The following is a 6,465-nucleotide window of genomic DNA, read 5'->3' as shown; positions in this document are numbered from 1 at the left end:
GCCTGTGATTCTGAAGCGGCTACCCAGTTGAGATTGGATGTTTGCCACACTAATCACTTCGCTGTCTTGCTTGCTGTTGCCCGCTCTATCACGGCTGTATTCGCTGTACACCGTTGCCATTGGCTTACCGATGTTATGACGTGAGAACTCAGACATTTTCTTACCACCAGAGGAATCCAGCGTAATGTTGACTTCTGCACTGCCCATCTCGCCAATGCCACTGCGAGCATCAATAATGTGTTCGCCACTCAACACTGCCTTGCGGTCGACGACCACACGGTTGCCGTCTGAATCTTTCAGGGTTTGAGTACTGCGAGTGGCATTGTCGTACACCGAATAGAACGCCAATGATGCCGTTGCACCAATCACGTCTTTTGCTGCAGCAGGGTCTTGTACACCCGGCAACTCGATACGGATACGGCTTTCACCTTGACGTTGAATCGATGCTTCCGTGATGCCTAATTCTTCAATACGGCTGCGCATGATTTGCAGGTTTTGTTGAACCGTAAGGTTACGTAGCGTTCTTTGTTCTTCTTCAGACTGAGTTAACGTTAGCGACTTGTCTGAGTGGTTACGTAGCCATTGTGGGAATTCTTGACGAATCAGCTTCTGAGCTTTTTCGAAATCGGCGTCGGTACGGAAATCAAACTGAACTTGGTTGTTGACCACTTTACCGCGTGCATAACGCACCTGACTGGTCACCTCGTCGACCATCGCTTGAGCTTGCGCGTGATAAACTGGCTCCATATCCACTTCTAATAAGAACTGCACACCACCACGTAAATCAAGGCCTAACTGAATCGGCGCAAAACCCATGTCTGTTAGCCATTTAGGTGCTGCTGGCTCCATAGCAAGTGCAACGGTCGCGTTATCCAATAGGCGCTCATTCAGCACCTCTTTGGCTTTCGCTTGTTGTTCAGCATCTTCTAAGATCACGACTAAACGTTTGTCTTTTTGAAATGCAGATTTGGCTTGGATGCCTTCGCTCGCAAGGTATTGAGTAATTTGAGTCGCATCGATTGTCTGCTCAGAGCGATTGCTGATTTGAACCGATGCATTCTCGCCATACCAAGAAGGTAAAGCACTCAGAACCATGATGATAATGGTGGCGATAAGCACCGCGTATTTCCACTTTGAATAGTGGTTGATTTGTTTTCTTGGAATGCGTTTTTTCACAGTCAAGATCTCTTCTTTTTACCAATCACCGTAAATACGAGCTCAAAAATAGCACCGGAAAAAAGCAGTGAACGAGCGTTTTAACCAGCTAGGATGACCAGTTATTTACTACGATTGGTATAACTAATGTTTTGCGAACACGATCGATAGCTGAAACCAGAACAAGCTGATTGAACGGTAGTGATGCTAAAGCTGATGTCGCTATGTTTGTCTTGGTTAATTGGCGAGTTCAACAGGCACGCGAGGCGACCATCGATACGACCAATTTAGGGTCAAACGATTAGCTAAGAAGTTCTCGGAAATGCGAGTATTGGATGTTGCCCTCTTTCCACCCCGAAAGCCGGGAAGACGGAGAACTCACAATACTGGTCCAGTGCAGCTTGGAATCCAACAACGGCGTGTTGAAGAGCAGGGAAGCCAGTATTGAGGGGGGAGAGAAGTCAATCAGTAGATGATAAGCTGGCTCAAGATCGGCCACGCTTTCTTGCTCGTTACTGAGCATACGTCTGAAGTTTGCAGCTTGGAGGCTCGACTCTGTGTCGTGATAGTTGGAACTGTCACCAGAAGGATCGGTGCCAAACTGAGCTTTGTTGCACTCAAAGTAGCTCGACGGGTTATCCGTAGCGGCTTGTTTACACTGTTTTATCGAGGAAGATTGTTCATTCTGTGAAGATTGCTCTTGAGCCGAGTATATTTGAAATGGCTTAGAAGGGAACGAATAGCCATTAGAGTTCACTAAGCCAAAGCTCAGTAAAAACAACATTAAGACTAATCGGGTACCTAATTTAAGCAATCTAATATCCAAACAACATTCTCGTAGATCGTCAATCTACAATACAAATGAAACGCTGTCTTGATTTAAAACATTTTTTTAGAAAATGATACGATGCAACCGATTAGGCACTCACGGCATTTAGATTTATATACCTCAAAAAGAGCTCAACAAAGCTTGGTGCATAGATATTATGAATGGTGTAAAAACAAGAAAGCCAAGCGATGCGCGCTTGGCTTTGGGTTAAGTGTTTCTGTCTGCTTTAGGCTTTAGGCTTTAGGCTTTAGGACGCATGATGTTCTTAACCTTACGGCTATTTTCACCAAAGATGCGTTGGACAAGTTGATTCATATCTTCACGAGAAATTGAGTTAACCGTCGCTTTCACGTTAAACAAGGCTTCTACACCATAGTCGTGCAAAAGATAACGAGACACGAACCATGCTTGGTCCACAACGCTAGTATCTAAAGGCGTAAAGTCCGCTTCTAGTTGCTTGCCTGCCGCTCTAATCTCATCATTTGAGACGCCCTTCAGAAGGTCTCCAATCACTTTATCAATCGCGACCTCTATCTTATCGGCATTTTTAGGGTCGATCAGCGCACCAATAAACCAGTCATGGCTTGTATCACCATCTTGCGATACACAGTAAGCATAAGGTGAGTAATCTAGACTTAAATCTTCACGTATGTACGCGTCTAAACGAGTAACAAGCAGGCGTTGCAGCATGTCTTCCATAAAGATATCTTTCGCCGTTTGCCCTCTTACTATTCCAGTTTGCTCGGAAGGCTCCGCAATGACTCTTAGCATGTACTCAGTGCTATTAGCCGTGTTGACCGACAAATCAATACGCGCTTTAGATGGGTGCTTGTACGCGACGTTAAAGTCAGGCACAACGGCTTTTTCCAATGGAATAGAAGCCAAGTACTGGCGAACCAGAGGTTTCAGTTCACTTGGATCAATGTCGCCCACAATAACCAGCTGATTATTTCGGAATTGACCAAACAACTGCTGATGGACGCTCTTTATCTCTTCAACAGAAACCGTTTCCACACTTTTACTATCGAGCAGCACATGATCACTGTCCGCTTGATAGGTATTTTGGTTCATTGCATATGCGAACTGACCAGTAGGGCTTGCTAAGTAAGAATCTCGATTTTGAATGAACTCTTGCTTAACCGCCTCCAGTTGCTCTGGCGATACCTTGACTGATGTAACGATCGCGTTGAGTGCAGCAAAAGTTTCCGCTAAGCCATTACTGGTGAGCTTAAATTCGACGCCATGGTGAGTAAAATCGATAAACGGATAAACCTGAATATCTTCACGATCCAAATGCGCATCAAGCTCCGTTCCTGAAAAACTGCCAACACCACTTCTACCGATAGCAGCAAGAGCTAACTCTGACGCTGGATATAACTTAGGATCGAGAGCGGCCTTACCACCTAAGCTTGTGTAGTAAATACCTATGTCATCGCCTGCGAGATAGTCACGCAGATACCACATATCGATACCATTGCTAAGCGTCCACTTTTGAACATATGGGTCTACATACATCTGTTCCACTAACTCAATATCGCCTTGCGAACTAGGAACAGCAAAAGCACTGCTGGTCACCGAAAACAACGGTTTGGCACCCTTTTCGCTATAAGTTGCTTTCAAGTTCTCGATGGCTTGGGTAACCGCAACTTTATCTTCACTTTCATTCATACCAACCACTACGAAATAGTCGCTAGAAAGCAAAGCCTTAATATTGGCATTAATCGCATCAAGATCGAGGTTTGCGACAAACTCTTCAAGGCTCGCTTCATAGTCTCGTTGTGATTGCACGATTTGTTCGTTCACTAAAGCCGTCGCTTTCTGGTTAGCGTGCTGCACGCTGTCCATATTGTCCCAATCGATCTCAACATTATCGAGTAAGTCTTGATAATAATGCTGTTCGCTAATTATCTCATTTTCAGAGACGCCATAATCACGCAGAGATGCCAATGTCGCGATTAGCTCCTTTTGAGTCACCTCACGAGCGCCGACAGGAAAGCCAACATCCACTAATGAATAGCGCTGATATTCCATAGAATAATGTTTGGAACTTATCCATTGAGTTGGCAAAGCCGCATCATTGAACTTGGTATTAAGTCGCTGCCTGATCAGTTGCTGTGCTGTCTCATCAAGCCAAAGTTGATGCTGTTGCGCGCGAGTGTCAACCGCACTTGCCCCTCGGTTGATCATCAAAGAGATACTTGGCGCTTCCGATTCTGCATACTCAATATAATCACCTTCATTAAAGGTGGTAATTCTTTGTTTTACTGGCTTGGGAGTTTGTCCTCGCTGCCAGTCTGAAAACTTCTGTTCAATTAATGGAATGACGGTTTTTGTGTCAATGTCACCGGAGACAATCACCTCAATGTTCTGAGGTTGATACCAAGTCTGATAAAAGTTATTTAGCCCTTGGGAAGTCGCGCTGAGCACAGACTCTTTAGTACCAAGTGCATCTTGGCCTTCATACTGACCACCCTCAATGAAGTGGTCTAAAAACTGTTCTGCGAATGGCTTGTCGTCTAAGCGTGCATAACGGAACTCACCAAGAATCACACCTTTCTCTTTTTCAACTTCTGGACTTGATAGATCCAGGCCATCACCAATGTCTCGCATCCACGTCAGGGCAGACTGTAATTGGACATTGTCAGGTAAATCTAATTGATACACAGTTTCTTGGTAAGAAGTGTAGGCATTGATATCAGCACCAAAGCTAGCGCCTGCATCTTCGAATAGACGAATCACGTCATTTTGAGAGAAATTTTTACTGCCATTGAATGCCATGTGCTCCAAAAAGTGCGCATAACCTTCTTGTAGGTCAGTCTCTTGGAACGAACCCGCGTGCACGACTAAACGTACAGAGACAGACTCTTCATGATCAGGATAAACATGGTAGGTAAGGCCATTTTCTAGCTGGCCTGATGTCCATGCCGGATCCGGCTGGATTGGCGTTTCGGTAGTTTTTGATGTTGAGCTACAGCCAACTAAGGTGAGGCATAGTGCCGTCGCTAAATAATATGTTTTCATAACAACCTCTTAATGTCATTCATCGACAATATACAGATTGAGTTAACGATTATTATTTAATATTGAACCGGATGAGTATCTTTGTGATATAGATCTTTATTTTATAAATCACTATACGTTATGTAAGATCGGCTGTGCTCGTTTAAAGCAGCGTTTTGATAGAGCCTAATACATCCATTTAAACTCGCTAACTACATCCATTTAAAATCAATGGCTACATACCTTTAAGCTTGTTCGCTACATACCCTTAAAGAGCGATTGCGAAGCGCGGCTGATCGGTAACTTCTCGCCTGACACATAAGCCGACATCTGGCCTGAGAGCCCTTTCTTCACCTTATCAATGGCCGACACTTTAACCACCACCGAGCGATGGATCTGCCAAAACTCATCTGGGTTAAGCTGCGCAATCAGCTCTTTTAGAGACACGCGAAGAATAAATTCCTCTAGCAAACCGCCTTGGCCTTTTTTGAATATAGACACGTACTTGTCTTCCGCTTTGAAGTAAGCCACATCATCGACTGCGATTAAGTGAATGTCTTCTCCGACACTGGCTTTGAGCCACGTGAGATACTGTTGCTTGTTTTGTTGGGAAGACGATTGTGATAGCTGTTGAAGCTGAGCCATTAACGCCGTGATATCAGGTTGTTCAAGGGGATTACCTGTTTGCGTTTGGCTGCTCGACAAACGCGCTTGTACCTTCTGACATGTGGCCAGTAAGCGCTCTTCGTTGATTGGCTTAAGTAGGTAATCCATCGCATTATGTTCAAAAGCTTTGACTGCGTATTCGTCATAAGCCGTAATGAACACAATCAATGGCGGTGAATCTAGCTTGTTGAGTTGTTTCGCTAGTGAGATACCATCCAGCTCTGGCATACGGATATCGAGAAAAGCCACGTCGGGCTTAAGCTGCTGAATACTCTGCATTGCCTCCAAACCGTTTTGTGCCTTGCTGACGATTTCTAGCTCCGGCCAAACCTCAGCCAAACTCTTGTCTAGGTGGTGCCTTAACAGTGCTTCATCGTCTGCGATAATCGCCGTTACGCTCGGCTGTATTGCTGGGTTATTCATGGCTAGTCCTTTAAATTCACACTGTAAATCGTCTATTTTTCGTCACTGCTCTGTGTTTTCTGATCTGTAATTCTAGGCGGCAGCATCAGTCAGCGGTAACAAGATCGTCGAGACTACCCCGCCTTTAGCTTGTTCAGTAATCGTTAGGCTCGCCTTATCACCATAAAGGGTTTCAATTCTTTGACGAATATTGCTTAACCCAACACCGTGACCCGTATTCGCAGAAGGCGTTTTCAGCCCTGCGCCATTATCAGCCACTTCAATTTTTAGCTGCTGGGCTTGTTGAGTAATACGAATATTCACTTGGCCACCCGCCGCTTTGGGTTCTATGCCATGCGTAAGTGCATTCTCGACCAAGGGTTGAATCAAGAACGGTGGAATCACCTGCAAAT

The 6,465-nt window shown here is 44.9% G+C and carries 5 protein-coding genes; all 5 read right to left on the bottom strand.

Going from position 1 to position 6,465, the window contains the following annotated elements; all coding sequences use genetic code 11:
* The coding region (locus AACR09_RS17230) for a SecDF P1 head subdomain-containing protein (RefSeq protein ID WP_228010731.1) at positions 1–1,182 on the bottom strand (1,182 nt) is incomplete at its 3' end.
* Positions 1,183–1,456: 274 nt separating this feature from the next.
* Positions 1,457–1,939, bottom strand: coding sequence for a hypothetical protein (locus AACR09_RS17225; RefSeq protein WP_029221919.1), 483 nt, complete (start codon positions 1,937–1,939; stop codon positions 1,457–1,459).
* Positions 1,940–2,224: 285 nt separating this feature from the next.
* The gene (locus AACR09_RS17220) at positions 2,225–5,005 is read right to left on the bottom strand and encodes a M16 family metallopeptidase (protein ID WP_193835429.1); all 2,781 of its coding nucleotides are present in this window, start codon (positions 5,003–5,005) and stop codon (positions 2,225–2,227) included.
* 237 nt (positions 5,006–5,242) lie between these two features.
* Positions 5,243–6,073: a LytR/AlgR family response regulator transcription factor gene (locus tag AACR09_RS17215; RefSeq protein ID WP_193835428.1), complete on the bottom strand. Its 831-nt coding sequence runs from the start codon at positions 6,071–6,073 to the stop codon at positions 5,243–5,245.
* Positions 6,074–6,145: 72 nt separating this feature from the next.
* Positions 6,146–6,465, bottom strand: a 320-nt coding sequence (locus AACR09_RS17210; RefSeq protein ID WP_265575715.1) for a sensor histidine kinase, incomplete at its 5' end; no start/stop codon positions are given.

It is taken from the genome of Vibrio sp. OPT20 (assembly GCF_963889365.1).
Taxonomy (GTDB): Bacteria; Pseudomonadota; Gammaproteobacteria; order Enterobacterales; family Vibrionaceae; genus Vibrio; species Vibrio splendidus.
Note: the sequence above shows the minus strand (reverse complement) of the source record. Positions and strands in the feature narration are given on the sequence as shown.